Consider the following 23,197-nt stretch of genomic DNA (forward strand, 5'->3'; position numbering starts at 1 on the left):
ACTCCTTACTATAGTTTAAATTTTTCAATATTTTTAACAGCAACCTCCCCCATCATAGTGAAACGTAGATTCGGAAATGAAAATTTCAGGATGATTGAGCCTGGCTAAATTATGGGCTGTTTTATCACAGACGGCCAGCGGCTGGTTCTGCATCAGTACATGTCCTTTATGATCATCAAAGGCGTCTTCTTTTCCAAAATAGATTGCCGCTTTACCAGTAAAAACACAAGCTCCATCCTCTGGCATCGGGTCTTTTATCGCGCATACTTCCACGCTTTCTATATAAATGTTTTTAGCCAGTCCTGGATATTGATTTGAAGCCAATATCCGATATGGTCTTCTGGCTCTTATTTCTATGGTACCAAAACCTACGCTTGTAATGAGGTTAATATATTCTTCCAAAGGTATTGCACCACTTAAACACAAAGCTCTTAGGTGATCATCATTTTTTAAGCTTTCCGGCATGGGGTCTTCAGAGATAGGATCAGATAAGACCAATCTGCCGTGTGGCTTCAGCACTCTGTACATTTCTGTCAATGCCTTTTTTAAATCTTCTGTTTTAAAAATATTGAACAGACAATTTTGAGCGGCTACATCTACTGTTTCATCTGATATTGGTAAATCCAGCGCGCTTCCTTTTCTAATGTCTATATAATCAGCGTCGAACCATGGATTCATCTTCTCGGCTTCCCTTAAATTTTCATGACATGCGTCAATCATTTCATCTACCACATCAACTCCTATTACACTTGCTTTCCTTCGACTAAAATAAGCAAATTGCAACAGCTCCATTCCTCCTCCAATTCCTACATAAAGTACTTTGGGATGATTGCTTAGATCCCTCGGCTCTACCGTACTTCCACAGCCATAATTCATGGCCAGCATTTTTGAAGGAATGTTCAATTCCGGCAACTGCCACACCGGAGTGGTTGTGCAGCACAAACCTACATTTGGACTCATTGCTGCATCCTTGTACACATCCACAGTAGCATCTAAATAGTGAGACATAAACTTATATTTGTTTTTTTTTAAAATTATTTGTTGGAAATATAAAAGTCTAATTTCCCCATTAACTCATTAACTTATTAGCTAATTAGCAAATTAGCTTAAAATCTCCAATTTCGCAAACTTCAACATGATTTTCCGCTGTGGGTTGTCAACTTCTCTAAAAAAAATGGTTGCAATTCTATTGTCTGATCCTCCTTCGATGTTCAGCACTTTTCCTTCTCCAAATTTCTGATGCAGCACCGTCATACCTGCCTGAATTCCATTCGGATTGCTGGGTTTAAAGTTTGCAAGTCCGGGATGACTGATACTTACAGGTTTTTTCTCTACAAACCTTACTTTAGGGGAAGCCGGTTCATCAGTCAAAGTAAAAACTGTTGCTCTTGCTGTGTTGTCTTTTTCGAATCTGGCTTCGTCTATTTCTTCAATGAATCGGCTTGGTTCGTTCATCCTTAAGTTTCCAAAAAAATATCTTGAAGTGGCATAACTCAAGGTCAGAAAATGCTTTGCCCTGGTAATGGCCACATAAAATAATCTGCGCTCTTCATCGAGTTGTTCGGGTGATGACATGGACATATAAGATGGAAATAAATTCTCTTCCAAACCACCTACTATGACCGCTTCAAATTCAAGTCCTTTTGCTGAATGCACGGACATCAACGTAACATAATCGTTACCTTCTTTCTCTTCGTCCAATTGGGTGATTAGGGCGATGGATTGCAGGTAAGACGAAAGACTTCTGTCTACAGTGGTATCTCCCAATGCTTCATCATTCTCTGTAAAATCCTTTATACCATCCAGTAAGGCCATCACGTTCTCTAATCTGGAGATTCCTTCATTCGTTACATCTTGTTTGAGTTCAGAAGACAGTCCTGACATCTTATAGCTGTACATGGCTGCATCGTAAGCATTACTCCTGCGAGACATGTCCTGCATCTCGATGATTTGCATGCGGAACATCTGTAACTGTTGACCTATTTTGCCTGCTGCACTGAACGAAGCAAGACTCTCGAATAAGGACAGATTGTGTTCCTTTGAAAATTCCAACAGCTTATCTACTGTACCATCGCCAATTCCTCTTTTGGGATAATTCACAATTCTTTTAAAGGCCTCATTGTCTTTTGGATTTACGGTCAGACGCAGATAGGCAAGCAAATCCTTGATCTCCTTACGTTGGTAAAAGGACATTCCACCAAATACTTTATACGGAATATTTAACCGACGCATTTGCTCTTCAAAAATTCTGGATTGCGCATTGGTCCTGTAAAGGATTCCGATTTCCTTATTCTTTAAATGGTAACTGTTCTTCAGCTCGACAATATAATCCGCTATTCTTCTTCCTTCCTCATTATCCGAACTTGATTTGATCAACTTGATCTTATGACCTTCTTTTTTATCCGTCCATATTTCTTTTTTAATCTGCCGGACATTGTATGTAATCACATCATTTGCCGCTTGTACAATGTGCTCGGAACTTCGGTAGTTTTGTTCGAGTTTAAAAATTTTCACATCCGGAAAATCTGCTTCGAAATCCAAAATGTTTTTGATGGTCGCTCCACGAAATGAGTAAATACTTTGGGCATCATCCCCAACAATGCAAACATTCCTTTGACTTCCCGGATAGAGCACAATTTTTTTTAGGATGGCATACTGAAGATAGTTGGTATCCTGGAACTCATCTACCATTACATGCGTAAACTGTTTCCGGTATTTTTCCAGCACATTGTCCGGATTTTCCTGAAACAGCCTGAACAGTTGAAGTAAGAGATCATCAAAATCCATCGCTCCCGATTGAAGACATTTCTGAACATATCTTTTATACACTGCAGAAGTATAGGGCATCTTGTTGATCCGATCCTGCTCAAGCAAATCAGCATCTTTCTCATACATCAGTGGGGTGATGAGATTTGACTTTGCATTTGAAATTCTGGATCTGAGCGAATTGGCATTGTAGTCCTTTGGATTCAGGTTGAGTTCTTTGATAATCTCAGTTATCAGACTTTTACTGTCATCCGTATCATAAATCGAAAAATCAGTTGGATAGCCAATTTTAGTTGCCTCCACCCGCAGAATTCTCGCAAAAATAGAGTGGAAAGTTCCGCTCCAAACCTTCCTTGCCTCTCCGGAGGCAACCTGGCTGATTCTCTCTGTCATTTCTTTAGCCGCCTTGTTGGTAAAAGTCAGCGAAAGTATGTTCCATGGTTTGACACCGGATTCCATCATGTGGGCCAGACGATAGGTTAGTACCCTGGTTTTTCCGGAACCCGGTCCTGCAATAACCATTACCGGACCGTCGATTTGTTCGACTGCCGCACGTTGTATGGGGTTGAGTTCATCTAAGTAATTGGCCATGGGTCTTCTAATAAGGATGCAAGATAAGCCCTGTTCCAACAAAGCGTAAAATGCTAAAAGAAGAAATTTATAAAAATCTAATATTCTCCATGGTTTCTGATACCCTTTTTTACTCCTGATTTTGAGGGCTCAGACTCCCTCTACACGCAGAATAAAATCTCCCGGGCCATTGCAGAATTAGATCTTTCCCTACTAGTACCTCTTAGATTAATTTTTATAAATATGAAATATTTTGGCTTTTTTATTACCAATTCATGTATTTATCCTAAAATAATTAAAATATTTTGACTAATATTAACTCAATAACATAATTTAGTCTAAAATATTTTATATTTTTGCGCCAGATTTAATAATTTAAAATTATCATTTTATGTCAACTAACCGCAGCACTGCCTTGAGTCTGTTTCTTTCCAGACCAAAAAATCCCCTTGCAAGGGAAAACAAGAAAATCTCTTCCTATTATGCTGAAAATGTATTCACTGAAGATAAGTTGAAAGCTTATCTGTCTAACGATGCATACAAGGCATATAGCCAGACTATTTCCCAGGGACAGAAAATCTCACGTCAGCTTGCGGACCAAATTGCTGCAGCGCTCAAAGCCTGGGCTATGGAAAAAGGCACTACCCACTACACACATTGGTTTCAACCTTTGACTGGTACGACAGCAGAGAAACACGATTCATTTTTTACACTAGCCGGTAATGGCAGCGCAGTCGAAAAATTTGATGGAGATGCACTGGTTCAACAAGAACCTGATGCTTCTTCTTTCCCAAGTGGTGGATTACGAGCCACTTTTGAGGCTCGAGGTTATACTGCATGGGACCCCATGTCACCGGCATTCATTATGGATATAGCAGGTTCTAAAACGCTTTGTATTCCAACTGTCTTTATTTCTTATACAGGTGAGGCTCTTGATCATAAAGCACCTTTGATTCGCTCCATTGAAGCTTTGGATAAGGCTGCTACCGGGGTAGCAAGATATTTTGACCGATTTGTAAATAAGGTTACACCGACTTTGGGATGGGAACAGGAATATTTCCTTATCGACAAAGCCATGTATTATGCTCGACCGGATTTGATGGCCAGTGGAAGAACTGTGTTTGGAAGAGGACCTGCCAAGGGCCAGCAATTGGAGGATCACTACTTTGGGGCAATCCCTGAAAGGGTTTACTCCTATATGGTAGACCTTGAAATGGAGTGCCATAAGCTAGGTATACCGGTAAGAACCCGACACAATGAAGTTGCTCCAAGCCAATTTGAATTAGCGCCAATGTTTGAAGTGGCTAACATTGCTGTAGATCACAATTCATTACTTATGGACTTGATGGATCGTGTTGCCAGAAGACATCATCTCATTGTGCTGCTTCACGAAAAACCATTTGCCGGAATCAACGGCAGTGGAAAACACAACAACTGGTCTATGAGCACAGACACAGGGACGAATTTATTGGGCCCTGGAAAAACACCTCGGAATAACCTGCAGTTCCTGACCTTCTTCACCAATACGATTAAGGCAGTATACGATCATGCAGACCTGCTTCGCGCAAGCATTGCGGCAGAAAGCAATGATTACCGATTGGGTGCCAATGAAGCTCCTCCTGCTATTATCTCTGTTTTTATCGGCGACTATCTCACAAGAGCCCTTGAAGCTATAGAGACCAGGGTTGAAAACGATTTGAAAGAGGAAGAAGAAAACGACTTGAAACTAGACATCCACAAAATGATACCGGATGTCATGATGGACAACACGGATCGAAACAGGACCTCCCCTTTTGCCTTCACCGGAAATAAATTTGAATTTCGTGCAGTAGGGTCTTCCGCCAATTGTGCAGATCCAATGATGGTTCTGAATACTATTGTTGCAAACCAATTGAATGATTTCAAAACAAAAGTGGATAAACACATTGCCGATGGAGAGAAAAAAGATTCTGCCATCCTTAAAGAACTTCGTGAATGTATAAAGTCCTGCAAAAATATTCTTTTTGAGGGCGATAACTATAGCGAAGCATGGGCTAAGGAAGCTGAAAAAAGAGGTTTGCCTAACATTAAGACGACTCCCCTCGCATTGGATGCAATCACCACTAAAAAGTCTCATGATTTATTCACTTCCTTAAACATCATGAATGATCGCGAACTTGAAGCCAGACATGAAATTTACCTGGAGAAGTACATTAAAAAAGTAGAAATCGAATCCAGTCTAATAGAAGAACTGGCACTCAACCAAATTTTACCGGCTTGTATGAGATACCAGACAGAGGTAATGGCAAACTTAAAAAATGCTGCCGAAGCAGGAGTCCCAAAATCTGCCATGAAAACACAAAATCATATTGTGGAAATCTTGTCAACACATATTGAAGGGATGTATCAGAATATTGAAAAAATGGTAGCAGAAAGACACAAAGCCCATCAGCAAAAATCAACCCGTGAAACGGCTCTTTATCTTTGTGATAAAGTAAAACCGCTTTTCCTCGAAATAAGATCTCATGCCGATGATTTGGAACTTTATGTCGAGGATAAATACTGGCCTCTTCCAAAATACCGGGAAATTCTTTTTAATCGGTAAAAAGAATACTTAATGGTTAAAAATCCCGTGTTCGAGCATTCGAATACGGGATTTTTATTTAGGAGAGATTGAACATTCATAAAGGCAGTAATTAAGCTTCCTTAAGGATCTTTTGATTTAGTGCTTATCCAACTGGAAAAGTTTCCTGAAATAAATAATCACAAAAATAAACCAGAAGTATTCAAATGTGAAAAACCAAATAAAGGGATAATCAGAAAAAATGGGTTTGTATTCTGTCTTAAATTAAAATGTTTTATACCCATCGAAAATATTTCCAAACATTAATTACAAACCAATTTAATCAAATGAAAACAAAAATTATTCTTCATTGCTGGATACTCTTTTTTACAATAACAGGCGAAAATTATGCCCAAACTGGACATCCTAACTTTGATGAAGTTGGTGGAACTTTTCCTGCCTTTTACAATGATGCCCTACACCCATGTATCAACGAAACACAATACAGAGAGATTGAATTTTGATGCAATGAAAATATACGGTTGTTTAATGTGAATAAAAATCTTTCAAAAGAATCCTCCATCATTACACTTAACTGGTCGCTACAGCCCGCTTCAGATCTTAAGGAGTGCAGTAATTTTACATAAGTGCTCATGTCGACCATGATAATGCGTCCGGTTCATTTAAAGATTACAATTGCGGTAATCTCTTTTTTGATTCTCACTGAGGAACGGATATTGCTATAGGTCCATTCCCATTCTATAAAATGGATCATGATGCGGTGTAGGTCATTGCTTCAGTTCCTGGTACATTAATAGATAAACACGATGGTGAATTTGATAAAAATTGATCCGGGGTTTCAAGTAGTGCTAAAGCAAATTATGTTGTAATTCAACATGCAGATGGTTCCAGAGCGATTTACTTCCACATGAAATCCGGCCGAATTACCATTAAAGCCATCGGGCAAAATACTACCGCCGGGGAGGTAATTGGAATCGTGGGCTGTTCCGGATATTTTTCTGGTCCTCATTTACACTTTGAAGTTTAGTCAGGGAGTACCGTAAGTACCCTGGTGGATCCTTTTTCGGGTAATTGTAATGCTAAAAACACCCAATCCTGGTGGGCAAACCAAAAATCGTACAAAGAACCTGGTTTAATTCAGGCTTCAGTCCATACAACTGATGTTGTTATTCCGGCTTGCCCTATGACCGAAATATCTAACCAAACGCAAACGTCTACCTTGCCCTTTCAAGGTCCGGGTCTTCCTGCAGGTTTTGCTAAATTCTACATCTTTCTGAAAAATGAAACAAATGGCAAAGTCGTTGAAATGAGTATCCTCAATCTCGATAAAACTATTTTCACGAGCTGGACCAGAACTTCCAATAACGACTCCAAATTCAGCTTTTGGGGATATTCCAAAAAACGGCCAACTGTACCAGGTCAATATACTTTTACGGCAACTTATAATGGTAATACCTGCAGTCAAACTTTTGAGGTAAGAGTTCCTTCTGCAAATTCTAATCTGAGTAAGTATTTGCCTAAAGTAGTAATTTGTCCCAATCCATTCAATTTGTCCGCCACCATTACCGTCCCGAGTGAAAATGAAGTAGTTAACTACACTATCTTAAACAGTATAGGCCTAAAAGTAAAATCCGGGACCTTTACTTCGGGTAAAACACATGAAATATATAGGGAAGAGCTACTGTCTGTCTTGTATCTTTTATTGCTGGACATTAAAAAAGTACCAATTGGATCTGCCCAGTTGATTATAGTCGATTAATTCTGGCGTATTTTTTCAGTCTTTAAATGTAATCCTTCATTAGATAAGCCAAATTTAATAACGCAAGAGACGTATTTTCGGCTGATTTCAGTTAAAATATCGTACATTTGTGATTCTCACCAATACTTCGTGACTGTTTTGTTGCCATTCGTTGCCAGAAGTCTGTAACCCATTGTGACTTAGATCCAGCAGGACGATTTGGTCTGTGCAAAGAAATGTAGGAACCGATTTTTCCTTTCATGGGTTTGTATAAATATAATAGTAAACTTTAAGTTGATCAATTTGTAGCGGCTTTAAATATTTCATGAATTTTAAAGCTTGTCAGGTTAACTTTCCGGGTTTCTATTTATCTAATGTGTTTAAAATTTTAAAACGTCATCAATAAAGCTGTTAATTAAATATGGGTAAATCACAAGAAACTTTTAGTAAAAAGGAAAAAGAGAAAAAAAGAATTAAGAAAAAACAAGACAAAGATCAAAAAAAAGAAGAGCGTAAAGCCAATGCCGTAAAAGGCAAAACTCTTGAAGAAATGTTTGCCTATGTTGACGAAAATGGAAATATTTCTACGACTCCTCCGGACCCTAATAAAAAACATGTTTTCAAAAAAGAAGATATGCAGATTAGTGTTTCAAGAACTGAACCTGGCGAACCGGTGGATGTGGTAAGAACAGGAATTGTCACATTTTTCAATGATTCAAAAGGTTATGGCTTCATCAAAGACCTGGAAAGTCAGGAAAGTGTGTTTGTACATATCAATGGTCTGGTAGATCGGGTCAAAGAGAGAGACAAAGTAAAATTTGAAACAGAAAGGGGTCATAAAGGACTTAATGCTGTAAAAGTTACAGTAATAAATTAATTTTTGTTTTTTGACGGAAATCGTATTCAATTTTCTGACGCAATTAGATTATAAATCTAATTATTAACTCCAAGGGATTAATTAAATTACGGTCATCACGAGTTGTTAGCTTTCAATAGTTCTACTATAAAGATAAGCCTGTCCTTCTCAAAATAATATTAATAAGAGTCCTAGCTTGTTTAGTATTCTGAATTTAGTTTAACAATGAGCCAAGCAAGATTACTAATAAGGTAAGGGCCAAAATTTATAAAATTTAATTTTAAAAAGGGAGTCATTCTATTGAATGGACTCCCTTTTTAGTATAGATCATGATGAACTTTCATAAAAGATTATTCAGTGTGGAAAGATTTACTTCAAACCGGATATAGATACCGGCACTAAAGTAAATCTATCAATCCTTTACAAACATTTTGATATTTCCCACCTTCGTAATTTAACTGTCTAAAAAGACTAGCTGAAATTTTTCTTCCATCAGGAATCATCAAGGAAGAGATGCCAAAATAAAACTTAACATCATCTTTGAATTCAGGATTAATAAAGCCAACGGCAAAAGCCAGGTTTTTATTCAACAGGGAAAAGTTACTTGCAGCTGCTCCATATCGACCACTGTATAGTTGGGATAATGCAAGATAATATCGTGCTACTTTATCTTCCGGATGCGCCTTTGTATAACTATAGAACAATTTCTGTGATTCCACAAAGTTCCAGTTTTCAAACAATTGTACTCCTTTGTTAAATGATTCGATATCTCTGCAGCTCAATAATTCTAAGCTGGTTTCTGACACCTCAGACTCCAATTGGTTTCTAACCAGTGGTGATTCAAATTCAACAGTTGTTTCCCCACCATCCACTAAGCAGTTTGAAATAGTATGCTGTACAATATAAGGGAACCTGGTGATCTTATAGTTATTGATGAGACTTACATCTGGACCATGCGTTGGGCCCGAAGAGCTGAACAAGATTTCAGAACTTGCAGTAAATCCTTTAATTCCCTGCGCTGAAATAAAATTTCCCTGGTGGATAAAAAGAAGAGTTAATAGTGAAATTAAAAATGCCTTTTTCATGATTTGAATAATTTAATTGTTAAAAATAATTTTTAGTTTTTTGCCGGCTGCTTTGTTCTTTAACACCCCTTGCAAACAGCTTCATATATATGGTGTAATTATTTTCAAATATTTAAGGTCCACCATGAATTATTTTTATTTTTTTAAAAAACTAAATATGTACTATAAAAGAAAACTGCGAAAGTGATGCATTCATCACTTTCGCAGTTGTAGGTAAGGAGGTATGCGAGTTATATGATTTTATTTTCTGATCTTGTGGAAATAAATCCAACATCTTCTGAAACAAGGCTGATTGGATAAGATGATTGGATCGCCACATTGTTTGGAACAAATTTCAAAAATCACTTTGTCGTCAAGCTCTGTAACCTTAGCTTTAGCAACCCTTTCCTGTGGCTTAGCTTCATTGTCACATTTCGGTTCAATTGATGGTTTGGGAGTTTCAAATTCTAAAGATTTTTGACAAATGCTACTGATACTGGTAGCCTCAGATAGAAAATGTGACCCATCCATTTGAATGGCCTCTCCAAAAAAAAGTACTAAAGCCAGGTTAACTGAAAATAAGAATTGCGGTTTCATAAAAAATAATTTAAGGATTAAAATTGAAGAATTTTTGCAATGTTTAAGAAGACTCGTTTTCACATTTGAAAATCAAATTACTTCTTCAAACTTGCTTTCAATCTAATGGTGAACAATGAATGAAAAAATTAAGGATAAGAATAAAAATAATTTTTAGATCCTGTTTTGATATTACTTAGTATTGAAGAATAGTGAAGAAAACTAATCTATCTATTATATATTTTATCCATGTATTTCGTTCAATATTCCTTATTTAAGAACTATAATTCCCTAATGTCAGAAATTAATTCTCCTTCTAATTATATTAAGTTTCTGATAAGTACTTTGAATGATCCCCAATATTACAAGGGTAATACAAAGAAAAAAAAATGACTAATGAGCCTTAAATTATTATCTATTTTTACACTGTATAATTAATTGAGCCCATGTGTAAATCTTGTGAATCGTTTAAACTCTATCTTTTAGAAGGAGAATTGGGAAGAAAAAAAGCAGCCCAATCACTTTTTGAAGAAGAAATTATTCAAAAACATGCCAGGTATTTCTATTGGAAATATCAACGATTCGTTTCACAGGACTATACTGGTTGGGAAGATTTTTATGTGGAGGTGGTTTTACGAATTTTTAAGGAGAAAGAGGCTGGTAGGGGACCAAGAGATAATTGTGACGGTTACTATTATAAACTAACCAGAAACATTTGTGAAGAGATGGTAAGATTATCCAATAAATCAAAAGCTGCCCAGGAAGAGCTTTCACGACTGGATGAGCTAACCGGGGATCCTTATATCATTGAAAAAGTAAAGAAATATATTGACCAATTAGAGTGTAAATGCAATCGCCTTTTGTACCACTATCATATTGAAGAACAATTGGTAAGAGACAAGCAGCAACTGGTTAATATACTGAAGGATAAATGTGGAAAGGAATATTCACTTGGTTCCATTCCTGTTCATCTTTCTGGTTGTCTCAATAAATTAACTGATTTAGTAGAAAATGATCCTGATCACTTATTTTAAATAAAATGGAAAATATAACAATTAAATTTCAAGAATATCTGGATCATCGAATGAGTCCGGAAGAAGAGACAGCATTTAAAGCTGAGTTAGAATCGGATGCTAAACTCAAAAGCAAGTTTGTAGCTTTCCTGCTAAAAAGACTACAGGTTCCAGATCAGGTAGATCCTGAAACACGCAAAATGGTTTCAGAAGTTTATCGGAATATGACTCCGGTAAAAATGTCAAACCCATCGAGGATTTATAGATTAAATAGGTTTGCTTCAGACAATTGGCCAAAACTTGCCACGGCAGCTTCCTTTTTATTAGTGATGGGCTTTTTAATTTCTGTATACACCTCAGAAGCCTATAATACTAGTAAAAATCTAAACGAAATTATGGTGGAGCCCATAAGTATGGAAAGGGCATCGTCCTCAGAAATGAAACAATATGAGAAAGCCTCTTATTTTTATTTCAAACCTTCTCCTCTTTTGGACAGTTTAGAGGCTATGTCAAAAGCATGCAGTGACTTTTGTCTTCCCAAATACTACCTTGCTCATGCTTACTTAAAAAATAAACAGTATGATAAAGCAAATTTACTTTTTGAGGATTGCCTGAAGAATATTGATTTCTTGACTCAGATTCCTCAATTGCAGGGACATGAACAAGAGATCAGACTCAATGTGTTGATCAGCAGAGCAGGATTGAAAATGAATTCTACAGAAATCCTGAAAGATCTGGTTAAGTTAATCGATGAATTAAAACCAAATGATGACATTTATCAAAGTGCTGAATCTTTACGAAAAGCTTTGAAAAAATAGGGGTTTCCATCTTATTGGTAATTCTCAAATTTACCAATTTGATAATTCTTTTGAATCCATTAAATTATGCGCTCAATTGCTTTTTCCTTTGCATGTAAAATATCCATCCAAGAGTAAGGATTAGGGCACAAATACAGATTTCCCAATATGCTGAATCGGATGATTGAATAGCCCTTTTTGAACTACCAATAAGTATTAATCCTGCCCAGTTTTCCGGATATACACTCTTACCTGCAGCAAGAAACTCCCTTTTGCTGGTTGCGAGTGCGACATCTTTAGGTTGTGCTTGATTAAAAAAGTGATGGTAGAAACCTGGAATAATGTTAGAGGCTCCATGAGTATTGATCTTCCAAAGTGTCGTGATAAATGATTTTACACCACTATATGCAAATCCCCTTGCCAAGCTGATGTTTCCTTCCCCCTCCTTAAGTTGACCAAGTGCCGTTTCACAAGCGGTTAGTGTTATGAGTTCTTGGTTCATAGGGTAATTGTACAATTCTTTTAAAAATAAAAATTGATTGGAATCCGGCTTTGGTGAAAATTGAGAAAATGAAATAAAACTTTGGTCAGGATCGTCTGCAACAAATCCATGAGTCGAGATGTGGAGATAAGCGTATTTTTCAGTCGCACGAATAAACTGCTCCTTGGTGCTTTGATTATCCGTGTAAGTATTATCATAAACAGACTTTATCCCTGCGATTTCATCAGACTGATAAGTCAGGTAAGGTAAATCTTTTGACTCAGAATGAAATTGTGGTGCTATAATTGCAAGACTTGTTTTAAGATTATTTTGTCTTAGAGCTCTGCTCATTTCCTGCAACATACTGGCAGAAAAGCAATAACTAATGGCATGTTGCTGAATGAGATAATTACCATCTTTGGCTTGTAAGGGTAAATTATTTCCATCATTTGAAAGTTTATACAGTAAGGCATCAAATGAGAGATTATTTAAAATCCCATCAGGAATAATAATCAGCCGCTCCGGCAATCCATATTTTATTTTAATATGCCCAATTAAAATTTCATAAAGTTGGTTGGAAGTTAAACAAAATTCTCTAACTAACTTCGGATCCGTTATTCCTTCTTGATTGACAGGATTTATACTTTTTCTAAAAGAACTAATGAGTTTTTCCAACTCAATTTTTAAGATGCCCACAGTGTCGAAAATAAAATGACTTTTACTGATTAAAAATATATTGATCAGAGAATCTTGAATAAAATATTCTAACATGGCCTGATCCTCTTCCAATAAATTTTGCTGTATGTCCTGAATAGAAATATCCACACCCTTATACTTTATGGCAAAATATGAGGGTACTTTCAGTTTTAATTCACTGATAAATTCCCTTTGTTTCTTTTCTACTAATCCTGCAATAGAATCGTTGTGTAAGGCTTTTTGCTGGAAGCTCAATAATTCCTCCTTCTTGCTCTGCAAAGCAATAGGTAATTGATCTTTTGCATTATTCAATCTGGACGCTTCAATCAGAGAAAATGCCTTGGCTTGCTCTACCATGGCAAACATTTTTTCCTTTTGAATTGAGTCATTTGAAAGATAATACAAATCTTTAATATCTGTTATGGCATCTGGTATCCATAATCTGGATCTCTCAGCCAAATTAACTTTTGCATTATCGTTAATTATATTTCCACGAAAATGATTTAATAGATTTGAGAGCGTGTCATACGTTTGTACAGCCAGTAAGGCGCTTTGTTTATCTTCTGGAGCGAGTAATTTAAATGCTCTTCCCATACTCCCTAACAATATCAAACTTTGCTCATAGTCTAAAGCTAATTTATTTACATCTGGTAATTTTCCGGTACTCAGACTGGATGAGTCAATTGAACCCACTGCTTTCCAATAAGCCATCAAAGCTTCTTTAAATTTGTCTTGACCTAGTAAGGCAGTTCCTAAATTAATGTATAAGGATTGAAATTGACTTGGGACAACTTCATTAAAATTCAAATTTGCAAATTCAATACCTTGTCTACACAACGTTTCGGACTTAGTATAATCTTTCATCTTTTCATACAAGGCTGCTAAATTCTGGAAACAAAGCAAAATGCTCTTTTTGTCTTCAAGTCTTTTAAAGTTTGAGAATGCTAATTGATAGTAATTGATTCCTTGACTACATAACAACTTATATGCTTCTGATTCTCCATCTTGAATTTCAGCTAAAGAATCTTGAATATTATTTCCAATTGAAATAAACAAATTACCCATTTGGCCTATTGTATCGGAGGGAGGAGCCCAACCCCTTATGAGCTGAATTCCTTTAAGACTGAAATCCATTGATTTGCGATTTTCCCCTATGGTTTTATACAAATCACTTAAGCTATACATTAGGTACTCCAATTTGGATGAAGTCTTTAACCATGCCTCGGACTCTGTACAAGTTTTTGAAGAAATACACTCAATAATCCTTTGGTAGGCACTTGATAAACATTCGATAGCCTTTAAATACTCGTTTAAGGATTTATACGATTCTGCCTTCTTTATTTGATTAAATATATAAGGAAATATTCTAAATTCAGATTTTTCTATTTCAGCGGAATCAAAATACGCTAATGCCAAGATGTGGTCACCTTCATAGACATAAGTCATGCCTGTATTGATTAATGATCTTAGAATATCAATATGAATTGAGTCCCCGTAAAATTCTCTTCTAATTTTTGTAGCTGATTTAAAATATATTCTTGAAATAGAAGGCACTGAAATTAATAACGAATTTCCTCTATTATGTAAAGAATCAGCAATTAAGAGGAAAAGAGAATCTCGATTCCCTAAACATTCGGAAATCACAATTGCTTTTCCAAAATTTGTCCAAACAGAATCAGCCCAAAAATCCTTATCAATAAGATGATTTCTAAAACTTGCAATTACAGTTGTATCACAATCCTCTCTTTTGGAAATACTTCTTTCTTCAATCTTTTCTTCAGTACAATTAATAAAATATAAACTGAATAAAAATACTGATATAAAAATTGAAATAAAATTAACCCTCATTTCACGAACGGAAATTAAATACACATAACCCAAAGCCAATGTTCATTAAAATGCCTTAAGGGCATATGGTGGAACTTTCAACCATGATATCGTATTTTTTAAATTCTAATAAGCCATTATAGCGAATACTCAATGAGTTGTTTACTAGATTTAATTTATTTTTAAAAGCAACTGAAGTTTCTCCATATTTATATCTTCTCAATGCAGCAATTCTTGTTACCAATGGAGCAGAAAATGATGTGCCCGATTGTATAACCCACCCACTGGCTATAGTTGTATTCTGCATTCTTGAAGGATAGGCATTTGTTATTTCTTTGCCAAATGTATTGATTGTAACAATTCCACTGTTCACATCGGCAAAATTTGAAAATCCTGCCAGATCATTTCCATTTTTATCCAAAGACCCCACAGATACAAAATTATCATGCCGTGGTGCTAAAGATGCCGGATAAAATTTAACATCCTCGTTTAAGTACAGGCTATCGTTTCCAATAGCTGCTACAATGAGGATATCATGTTGATCAGCCTTTCTGATGAAATTATTAAATACTTTTGTCAATGCGGAATCCATCTGTTCATTAGCATCAGAACTTACAAATTTAAAACCCCAACTGATATTAATAATATCTGGATTTTGATTTAAGGCATAATTTAAACCACAAAGTGCATCAAATAAATTGCCGTATTTTGTACTGCCTTCTGTAATTTTAACATTGACAAATCTAAGGGGAATATTTGTTTTAAAATTAGGTAGGGAGGCTCCTGTTGAAACTGCATTTACAGAACTTCCATGACCGTGTGAATCAACTGGTTCGGTATTTAGGCAAATGTCAATACCCTTTTGAAATGAATTTGGGTTGCATAAGTTTCCGTTGTTGATGGAATTCCAACCAAAAAATTGCAATCCTAAAATTGTCCCACTCCCAGGATTTGGAACGCCACTATTCTCTTCAACTCCGGAATCTACAATGGCAATTTCAATTGTTCTTTGAATAGAAGCATCCTGACAATTGAGATTTGGCCAATTATCTTTTGAAAGTGAAATTGTGTCCCTTGAATTGATTGGTTCAGGCATATTGAATACAACATTTAAAAGCATACCATCACCCAAACCTCCTTGTCTGATAGGATTTGAGACAACTGTTCCAGAACCCACCCCACCAACACCAGGATATTCCCATAATTCAAATGGCGGATCACATGGGCAGGTTTTAACCAGTTTAAAACAGGCTTTCCTGAGTGAATCTCTAATTTCTTTTACCCTGGGATGGTCAGGATCAAGAATTAATTGACTGCATTGATAGGTCAGATCAAAACTGTCATTTTTTAGTTTTTGATAAGATGGGAATGTATCAAAGGAAGGATATTTTTCAATTCTGTCAAAAGCAGTTCTAAAAGTATCCACACTCGAGCATGAATTTCCGTTAGCATTTAGTATATCACAATTATTACATGAAAATGTAGTCAATATAATGCTTGTTAAGGTCAAAAGACCAATAATGATCAATACAAGATTTCGATTGAACCTGAATTCAGTAGCCATGATGAAGTAGTTTTAAAGGTTAGTTTTCGTTTAGTATGTGTAAATCTAAATAAAAAATTAAGGAGAATTTAAATAATTCTTCATTTTGACTCATTTTCAGTGAAATGAGTGCTTAAATAAACGAAAAAACAAATTATCTGTGGATTATTGTCTTTTAAGCAGACCTTCTTTAATTTTTCTAACCATCCAGGGGCCCCTATAAATCATACCCGAATAAATTTGAATCAAATCTGCCCCTTGTTTGACCTTGTTAATCGCATCTTCGGGATCGAGAATTCCTCCGACAGCAATAATGGTAAAGGATTTTTCAGCCCTCACCCACTGGAGAACTTCGTCTGTAAATGGCCTTACCGCTTTTCCACTCAGACCACCGGTCTCCTTTAAGAGCTCTGTTTCCTTTAAATATTCCGGTCTTCTTATGGTTGTATTACACAAAACAAGACCATTAATTCCTGTTTCTTTTACTACTTGAATAATTTCTTCTACAGCCTCTTGACTGAGGTCGGGGGCAATTTTAAGATAAATGGGTTTAGGGTTTGAATGTATAAGATTTTCCTTTTGGATGGCACTCAGTAAATGTAAAAGCGGTTCCCGCTCCTGTAAGCTGCGAAGATTTGCAGTATTAGGGGAAGATACATTTACTACAAAATAATCCACATGATCAAATAAGGTCCGGAAACAGATAAGGTAATCCTCCACTGCCTTTTGATTAGGAGTTGCTTTGTTCTTACCGATATTTCCTCCAATGATAACATTTTTAGTCTCCTTGAATTTTTTTAATCTTTTTACAAGCTTCTCAACCCCTTCATTGTTGAATCCCATTCTATTAATTATAGACTCATCCTTCACCAACCTGAACAACCTTGGCTTAGGATTTCCCTCCTGCGGCAAAGGTGTTACTGTACCCACTTCAATCGAACCAAAGCCAAGATCCTGAAGTAAATTTAACCATCGGCCATCCTTGTCAAATCCGGCTGCCAGACCTACCGGATTTTTATATACCAAACCATCAACCTCTCTACTAAGTTGGGGATGCTCAAACTTAAATGACTTTTTTAAGAAATACGAAATAACCGGAATTTTCATCCCAAAAGCCAAGAGATCCATGGACAAATAATGTGCCCTCTCCGGATCAAAAAGAAAAAAGAAGCGCTTTAATACCTTCCAGATCATATTACGGAATATCACGTTTATAAAAATGGGTTGGTGAGCTTTTCCTGACCAATGGTGGTGATGCCGCCATGACCGGAATAAACCTTGGTTTGCACGGGGAGTGGCAACAATTTTTCTTTAATAGACTTTATTAATGTCTCGTGATCACCTCCAGGCAAATCAGTCCTGCCAATGCTACCTTCAAACAGCACATCACCACTTAACAACAACTTGTTTTCTGAGGAGTGAAAACTAAGACTGCCCGGACTGTGCCCCGGGGTAAAGTAAACATCAAATTCAATTCCCCCAAAAAACTGTTGCCCGCCTTCTTCAAGCCAATCTCCAACTTCAGGGTAGGAAAAAGATTCTAAACCATACATTTGTGAAACCTGGGCAGCCATACTGTAAACCATCATTTCGCTTCTGTGTAGTCGGGGCTTTAAACCATATTCCTTATAGATGAACTCTAGTCCAAAAATATGGTCAATATGGGCATGTGTCAATATAAGTTCCCCTAATCTGAGCTTGTGTTTCTCTATAAAATTTTGAAAGTTTTTTCTTTCAGTTACGGTATAAAACCCCGGATCTACAATAACCGCCCGCTCCGGATCTTCCCAAAACAAGTAGGTATTCTGATAAAAAGGATTGACCGTAAAACAGTGTAATTCCATATTTCGTTATACTTTTAGCAAATTAATGGAATTCTGTCTGAATCGTTTAGTATTTTTTACCATTGTTAGCCTCTTCTTAGGGATGCAAAGCCTGAAAGCTCAGCATGCAAGGGAGGTCTTTGGCAAAAATAAAGTTCAATACAACGATGATTTACAGTATTGGTGGATTTATGAAACCAATAACATAGTCTACTATTGGTATGGTAAAAGTAGAAATTTAGCACAATTCTATATAAACCTCGCGGAGGATGAAAACGAAAAAATTAGAAGCCTTTTTGAATATCATCCTAAAGACAAAATCGAACTGGTCATTTTTTCAGATTTGTCTGATCTTCATCAAACCAACCTTGATCTTCAAAATTCTTTCACCCCACAAACATGGGATCTTGAGCCTAAAATAAACAATCAGAAAATACTCCTTTACTTCAACGGAGACCACAATCAAAGTTTGAGCCTTTTACGAAAGGGTATTATTCAATTGTATTTCAATTCTATGTTTTCGGGAACAAGTCTGCAGGAGGTTGTGCAAAAAGTAATTTCCTTAAAACTTCCAGGGTGGTTTGAATCAGGATTGATTGGATACCTTGGGGAAGGATGGCATGAGGACGATTTTTTTGAAATGGAACAGGCATGGAACCAAAAAAATTCTTTTCAACGCTTTTACAACAGCAATCCGGGTCTGGCAGGGAAGTCTTTCTGGAATTTTATCAATACTCAATTTGGTGAAAAGTCCATTTCAAACTGGTTGTATATGACCCGTATTCAAAAGGACCTTAACCAAGCCACAAAACTGGTTTTTCAACAAGACTTAAAAGCATTATTCGCCCAATGGAAAAAATATTACACAAGAGAACTACAAACTTTAAATCACAAAAAGGAAAAACATGTTAGATTAAAATTAAAAAAGGAAGAAAAAATCATTTCCTGCGGTTACAGTGAATTGCATCACACCTTCTATTTAGCTACCAACCAAAACAACCGAAAAAGAATTCGTTTACTGAATACAGAAAAAAATACTTTAAAGACCATCTACAAATCAGGACATCGAAATAAAATAAATATCCCGGACAGGATTTATCCAATTTATGCAGAAGATGCAGATAATGGACTCCAACTTATTATTAATGAAAAGCGAAATAGACTTCATCTCCATCTCCTCCAATTTAAAACGGGAGAAATAATGACATCTGTCCTTCCAGAAGATATACATGAAATTTATGATGTAGTATTTCTGGATCCAAACAATATAATATTTTCTGGTACCAACAATAGTTTTTCAGATATTTTTTTATACAATTTGCCCTCAAGATCGTACAAAAAAATAACAGACGACATTTATGATGATTTACAAATACAAATAATTAAAACGGGAAACATTCGGAAACTAATTTTTCAATCCAACAGACCAGATACACAATCGAGATTAAATAAACTGGATAGTTTGTTGCCCTTGGATAAATTTCAACTTTTTAGTGTAAATCTCAATGATCTAACAACTTTTCATCATGAAACCCAAAGTTTTAATTATGGTTCTATTCATGGTTTCCAAATTTTGGATGAAAATGAATATTTGATTCATAGTCGACTTCAAACAAAAACTGTCTTCTATATTCAAAAAGATTTAAACAGATATGATCTAAGCGATAATCAATTGGAGAATATATCCTTAAAAGGCGACCTTAACAAAATGTTGATGATCTATAAAAAATATAGAAATAAATATGAATATTCTCTCACTACTTTAGATCAAAAGTTAAAATTAGCGCCTCAAATTTCAGAAATTACAACACCTTTAATAAAACCTAAGGAATTAGTTTCTATTGATTCGATTCTAGGGCCTAAAGAAGATTCAACTATTTCATTTTTTGTTTCAAAATTTGGTGACCCGGTTGGTGTAAAAGAAGTTATATTTAATGAATTCGATAGGAAAAAGATTAACTATGAAGATTCCGACTTAGATAAAGAAAACTTATACGAGAATAAGATTTCAGAAATAATAAAATTTAATCCAAACTTATCCATTGCCTACCGAAAAAGATTTGGAATTGAAGAAATTTCGGCTGATCTGAATAATGATTTGCTTTTCGGTGGATTAAATACTTATTCAGGTTTTAATCCAGACTATAACCCTCCTAATATTGGCATTCTATTTAAAATAAGAGTTAAAGAAGTCCTGGAAAATTATCATCTTGAAGGTGGAGTCAGAATTCCAACTGATTTTATTGGCTCTGAAGCCTATGTGCTCCTGGAAAACAATAAAAAAAGATGGGATCATGTTTTTGGTATTTACCGGAAATCGGATAGGGAGAACATTCCAAATGGAAATTTGAATTCCTGGAGATTAGCCTCAAATACTATTCTCCTCAACTATCAGTTAAAATATGCGCTTGATCCATATCAGAGTTTTCGATTAAACAATACCATTAGAAATGACCATCAATTTCTGCTTTCTTCAGACATTAAAAGTCTGGATAGCCTGGGTAGAAATATACAAAGCATTGGTACTCGGATAGAATATGTATTTGATGATGCGATGGATCTATCTTTAAATTTAAAACAAGGCTATCAAATCAAGCTGTTCTTTGAAGGTGCTAAAAGGATAAATACAAGCTTGCATGATGGGATTAAGGTGAATCCAATTAAGGGTTTGTTGCTGATTGCTGGTTTAGATGCCCGCTATCACTTACCCATTCTTCGTCACTCAGTATTTGCCAACCGCTTTTATCTAAATGCTTCTTTTGGACAACAAAGATTGTTGAATCATCTTGGCGGAACAGAGAATTGGTTGATACCAAAATACAGCACAGAATCTGTATCCATCACCGATCAGGAATTTGCCTTTTCACAACAAGTAACTGAAGTTCGCGGCCATCCAATTGGGGCACGGAAAGGTTCATCAGCAGCCGTCTTCAGTACTGAGTTGCGGGTTCCTTTTTTTCAATATATTCTCAATCAAAACTGGAAAAACAGCTTTTTAAGAAATCTTCAATTCATTTGTTTTACGGATGTTGGACTAAGCTGGAATGGATTGATTCCAAACATAAAGGAGGCAGAAGAATTTAAAATAAGGGCTCAAAACCCAGCAGTAATTGTGGATGTCATTTATAAAAGAGATCCCGTTATTTCCGGAATGGGAATGGGGCTTCGTTCTTCATTATTTGGATATTTTCTTCGATTTGATTACGCCTGGCCGGTTGATCGATATGGTTTTAGCAACCCGTTACCGCATCTTTCACTGGGATTGGATTTTTAAAAGATTTGCAATCTGACTTTCAATAATTTCCTACATAAAAATTATCAAAGATGAGTTCAAGAAATATTTACCAATTCGTCTTAACACTAAGCTCTTTTATAATTTTTTTACAAACAAGCAATTCGAGAAACTATTACATCTCTCCTTTGGGTGCAGATTCAAATAATGGTCTGACACCAAATACTGCATTCAAAACAATTCAAACTGCAACGAACATTGTGAGAGCGGGTGACAGTGTTTTGGTACTGGACGGTTATTACAGTGGTTTCGACCACAGAGATAAAAATAGTGGGTCTCAAGGAAATCCTATTGTTTACCTTGCCTTAGGAAAAAAGGTATGGATTACTTCGGGATTTTATCGAAATAATGGAATCAATATTGAGAACAACGACTTTGTTCATATAATAGGATTTAAAATCCATGGAATGCTTAAAGAAGGAATCCGTGCGGTCCTGGCGAATAACATAAAGATTCTGAACAATGAATGCGATAGTTGCTTCCGGGGAATTTTTACAGGATACACGGATGACATTACGATAGAACATAACATTTGTACGAGATCTCACGGAGAACACGGTATTTATGTATCCAACAACAGTGACAGAGTTCTCATTCGGTACAATTCATCCAGTTACAATAAAGCAAGTGGCATTCAAATCAATCCTGATGTAAGCAGTGGAACTCCGGGGTACAGTGAAGATATCATTTGTACACATAATATTGTATTTGAAAATAGAAAGGCTGCGGGTTTGAATTTTCAGGGATTGAATAGAGCTTTGATTGCAAACAATTTAATTTACAACAATCATGAAGGTTCCGGCATTACTCTTTTTCATGGGGATGCCTCAAAAGGCTGTTCAGATGTTAAAATATTCAACAACACTATTTTTGTTCCGGTAGATGGACGATGGTGTATTCATATTGTAGACGATTCAAAAAACATACTCATAAATAATAACATCCTTATTAATTTACACCCCTGGAAAGGTGCAATTGCCTTGGACAAAGGAATTTACTCACAGGAAAAAATTCTAAGTGATTACAATTTGGTAAGCGATAAATTCTGTGAAGAAAGTGATGGTTGTAGTAAGAATCTTAAATTTTGGCAATCTCTTGGTAATGACATACATTCCATCTTGGTACCCTCTGATTTAAATACCGTTTTTAAAAATATAAATCAGCAGAATTTTGAACTCCAGGAAATGTCACCAGCCATTAATTCCGGGAGCTCTTTAGTATATAATGATGTCAAAGATGATTTAATTGGTAATGCAAGACCTCAATGGCAGGACTTTGACATTGGTTGTTATGAGAAAAAAATTGGCACCCTTACAAAATTCGAAAAGAAAAATAAATATTCCAGCCTTCTTAGTGAATTATTGAGAACTGATTTAGATGGTCTTGAATTTTCCTTATTTGACTTTTCAGGAAAATGTGTTGCATCGAATCTTTCTGTAGCTTTAATTTCTAATTTTCCAAGTGGATGGTACACTTTGATCCCGAATTTAAATAATGGAGAAAAAAGAGTTAAACCAATGATTATTCTTATCCGATAATAACCTATCAATAATTACATTGTAATCATCTAGTAAGATCCAAAATAATCCAGG

At 35.9% G+C, this 23,197-nt stretch carries 17 protein-coding genes; 9 read left to right on the forward strand and 8 right to left on the reverse strand.

The features are described from left to right. Nucleotides 1-33: 33 nt before the first annotated feature. Together arsM and IPJ83_00385 are read right to left on the reverse strand one after the other, a co-directional pair. On the reverse strand, nt 34-1,008 hold the full coding sequence (arsM, locus tag IPJ83_00380; protein MBK7879003.1) for an arsenosugar biosynthesis arsenite methyltransferase ArsM: 975 nt from the start codon (nt 1,006-1,008) through the stop codon (nt 34-36). A gap of 93 nt (nt 1,009-1,101) precedes the next feature. Next, nucleotides 1,102-3,357: a UvrD-helicase domain-containing protein gene (locus IPJ83_00385; protein ID MBK7879004.1), complete on the reverse strand. Its 2,256-nt coding sequence runs from the start codon at nt 3,355-3,357 to the stop codon at nt 1,102-1,104. A 370-nt stretch (nt 3,358-3,727) separates the two neighbouring features. Between IPJ83_00385 and IPJ83_00390 the strand changes: the two genes are divergently transcribed. The 5 genes from IPJ83_00390 to IPJ83_00410 all read left to right on the forward strand — a co-directional run bounded on the left by IPJ83_00390 (nt 3,728) and on the right by IPJ83_00410 (nt 8,514). Continuing rightward, nucleotides 3,728-5,920, forward strand: coding sequence for a glutamine synthetase III (locus tag IPJ83_00390; protein ID MBK7879005.1), 2,193 nt, complete (start codon nt 3,728-3,730; stop codon nt 5,918-5,920). Between the two features lie 305 nt (nt 5,921-6,225). Continuing rightward, a complete protein-coding gene (locus IPJ83_00395; protein MBK7879006.1) occupies nt 6,226-6,402 on the forward strand; it encodes a hypothetical protein in 177 nt (58 codons plus the stop codon). A 365-nt stretch (nt 6,403-6,767) separates the two neighbouring features. After that, entirely contained in the window at nt 6,768-6,926 is a 159-nt protein-coding gene (locus IPJ83_00400; protein ID MBK7879007.1) for a M23 family metallopeptidase, read from the forward strand. Between the two features lie 24 nt (nt 6,927-6,950). Next, nucleotides 6,951-7,658: a hypothetical protein gene (locus tag IPJ83_00405; GenBank protein ID MBK7879008.1), complete on the forward strand. Its 708-nt coding sequence runs from the start codon at nt 6,951-6,953 to the stop codon at nt 7,656-7,658. 400 nt (nt 7,659-8,058) lie between these two features. Further along, nucleotides 8,059-8,514 carry a cold shock domain-containing protein gene (locus IPJ83_00410; protein MBK7879009.1) on the forward strand — a complete coding sequence of 152 codons (456 nt, stop codon included), beginning with the start codon at nt 8,059-8,061 and terminating at the stop codon, nt 8,512-8,514. 377 nt (nt 8,515-8,891) lie between these two features. Here IPJ83_00410 and IPJ83_00415 read toward each other — a convergent pair whose 3' ends face one another. Both IPJ83_00415 and IPJ83_00420 read right to left on the reverse strand, forming a co-directional pair. Continuing rightward, entirely contained in the window at nt 8,892-9,578 is a 687-nt protein-coding gene (locus IPJ83_00415) for a hypothetical protein (GenBank protein ID MBK7879010.1), read from the reverse strand. Nucleotides 9,579-9,818: 240 nt separating this feature from the next. Continuing rightward, on the reverse strand, nt 9,819-10,154 hold the full coding sequence (locus tag IPJ83_00420) for a hypothetical protein (GenBank protein MBK7879011.1): 336 nt from the start codon (nt 10,152-10,154) through the stop codon (nt 9,819-9,821). A gap of 425 nt (nt 10,155-10,579) precedes the next feature. On the opposite strand from IPJ83_00420, the gene IPJ83_00425 reads away from it, so the two are divergent. Both IPJ83_00425 and IPJ83_00430 read left to right on the forward strand, forming a co-directional pair. Then, nucleotides 10,580-11,167, forward strand: coding sequence for a sigma-70 family RNA polymerase sigma factor (locus tag IPJ83_00425; GenBank protein ID MBK7879012.1), 588 nt, complete (start codon nt 10,580-10,582; stop codon nt 11,165-11,167). Nucleotides 11,168-11,172: 5 nt separating this feature from the next. Beyond that, the gene (locus IPJ83_00430) at nt 11,173-11,964 is read left to right on the forward strand and encodes a hypothetical protein (protein MBK7879013.1); all 792 of its coding nucleotides are present in this window, start codon (nt 11,173-11,175) and stop codon (nt 11,962-11,964) included. 64 nt (nt 11,965-12,028) lie between these two features. Here the strand turns inward: IPJ83_00430 and IPJ83_00435 are convergent, their stop codons facing one another. The 4 genes from IPJ83_00435 to IPJ83_00450 form a co-directional block, all read right to left on the reverse strand. Next, complete coding sequence (locus tag IPJ83_00435; GenBank protein MBK7879014.1) at nt 12,029-14,968, reverse strand: CHAT domain-containing protein; 2,940 nt, start codon at nt 14,966-14,968, stop codon at nt 12,029-12,031. 55 nt (nt 14,969-15,023) lie between these two features. Beyond that, nucleotides 15,024-16,511, reverse strand: a complete 1,488-nt coding sequence (locus IPJ83_00440; protein ID MBK7879015.1) for a S8/S53 family peptidase — start codon at nt 16,509-16,511, stop codon at nt 15,024-15,026. A gap of 144 nt (nt 16,512-16,655) precedes the next feature. Then, nucleotides 16,656-17,684 carry a quinone-dependent dihydroorotate dehydrogenase gene (locus tag IPJ83_00445; protein ID MBK7879016.1) on the reverse strand — a complete coding sequence of 343 codons (1,029 nt, stop codon included), beginning with the start codon at nt 17,682-17,684 and terminating at the stop codon, nt 16,656-16,658. Nucleotides 17,685-17,701: 17 nt separating this feature from the next. Beyond that, nucleotides 17,702-18,334 (reverse strand): MBL fold metallo-hydrolase, encoded by a 633-nt coding sequence (locus IPJ83_00450; protein MBK7879017.1) that lies wholly within the window; start codon nt 18,332-18,334, stop codon nt 17,702-17,704. Nucleotides 18,335-18,359: 25 nt separating this feature from the next. On the opposite strand from IPJ83_00450, the gene IPJ83_00455 reads away from it, so the two are divergent. Together IPJ83_00455 and IPJ83_00460 are read left to right on the forward strand one after the other, a co-directional pair. Then, entirely contained in the window at nt 18,360-21,587 is a 3,228-nt protein-coding gene (locus tag IPJ83_00455; GenBank protein ID MBK7879018.1) for a hypothetical protein, read from the forward strand. 50 nt (nt 21,588-21,637) lie between these two features. Further along, the gene (locus IPJ83_00460; protein MBK7879019.1) at nt 21,638-23,143 is read left to right on the forward strand and encodes a right-handed parallel beta-helix repeat-containing protein; all 1,506 of its coding nucleotides are present in this window, start codon (nt 21,638-21,640) and stop codon (nt 23,141-23,143) included. Nucleotides 23,144-23,197: the final 54 nt, after the last annotated feature.

The organism is Candidatus Vicinibacter proximus (assembly GCA_016713905.1).
GTDB lineage: Bacteria > Bacteroidota > Bacteroidia > Chitinophagales > Saprospiraceae > Vicinibacter > Vicinibacter proximus.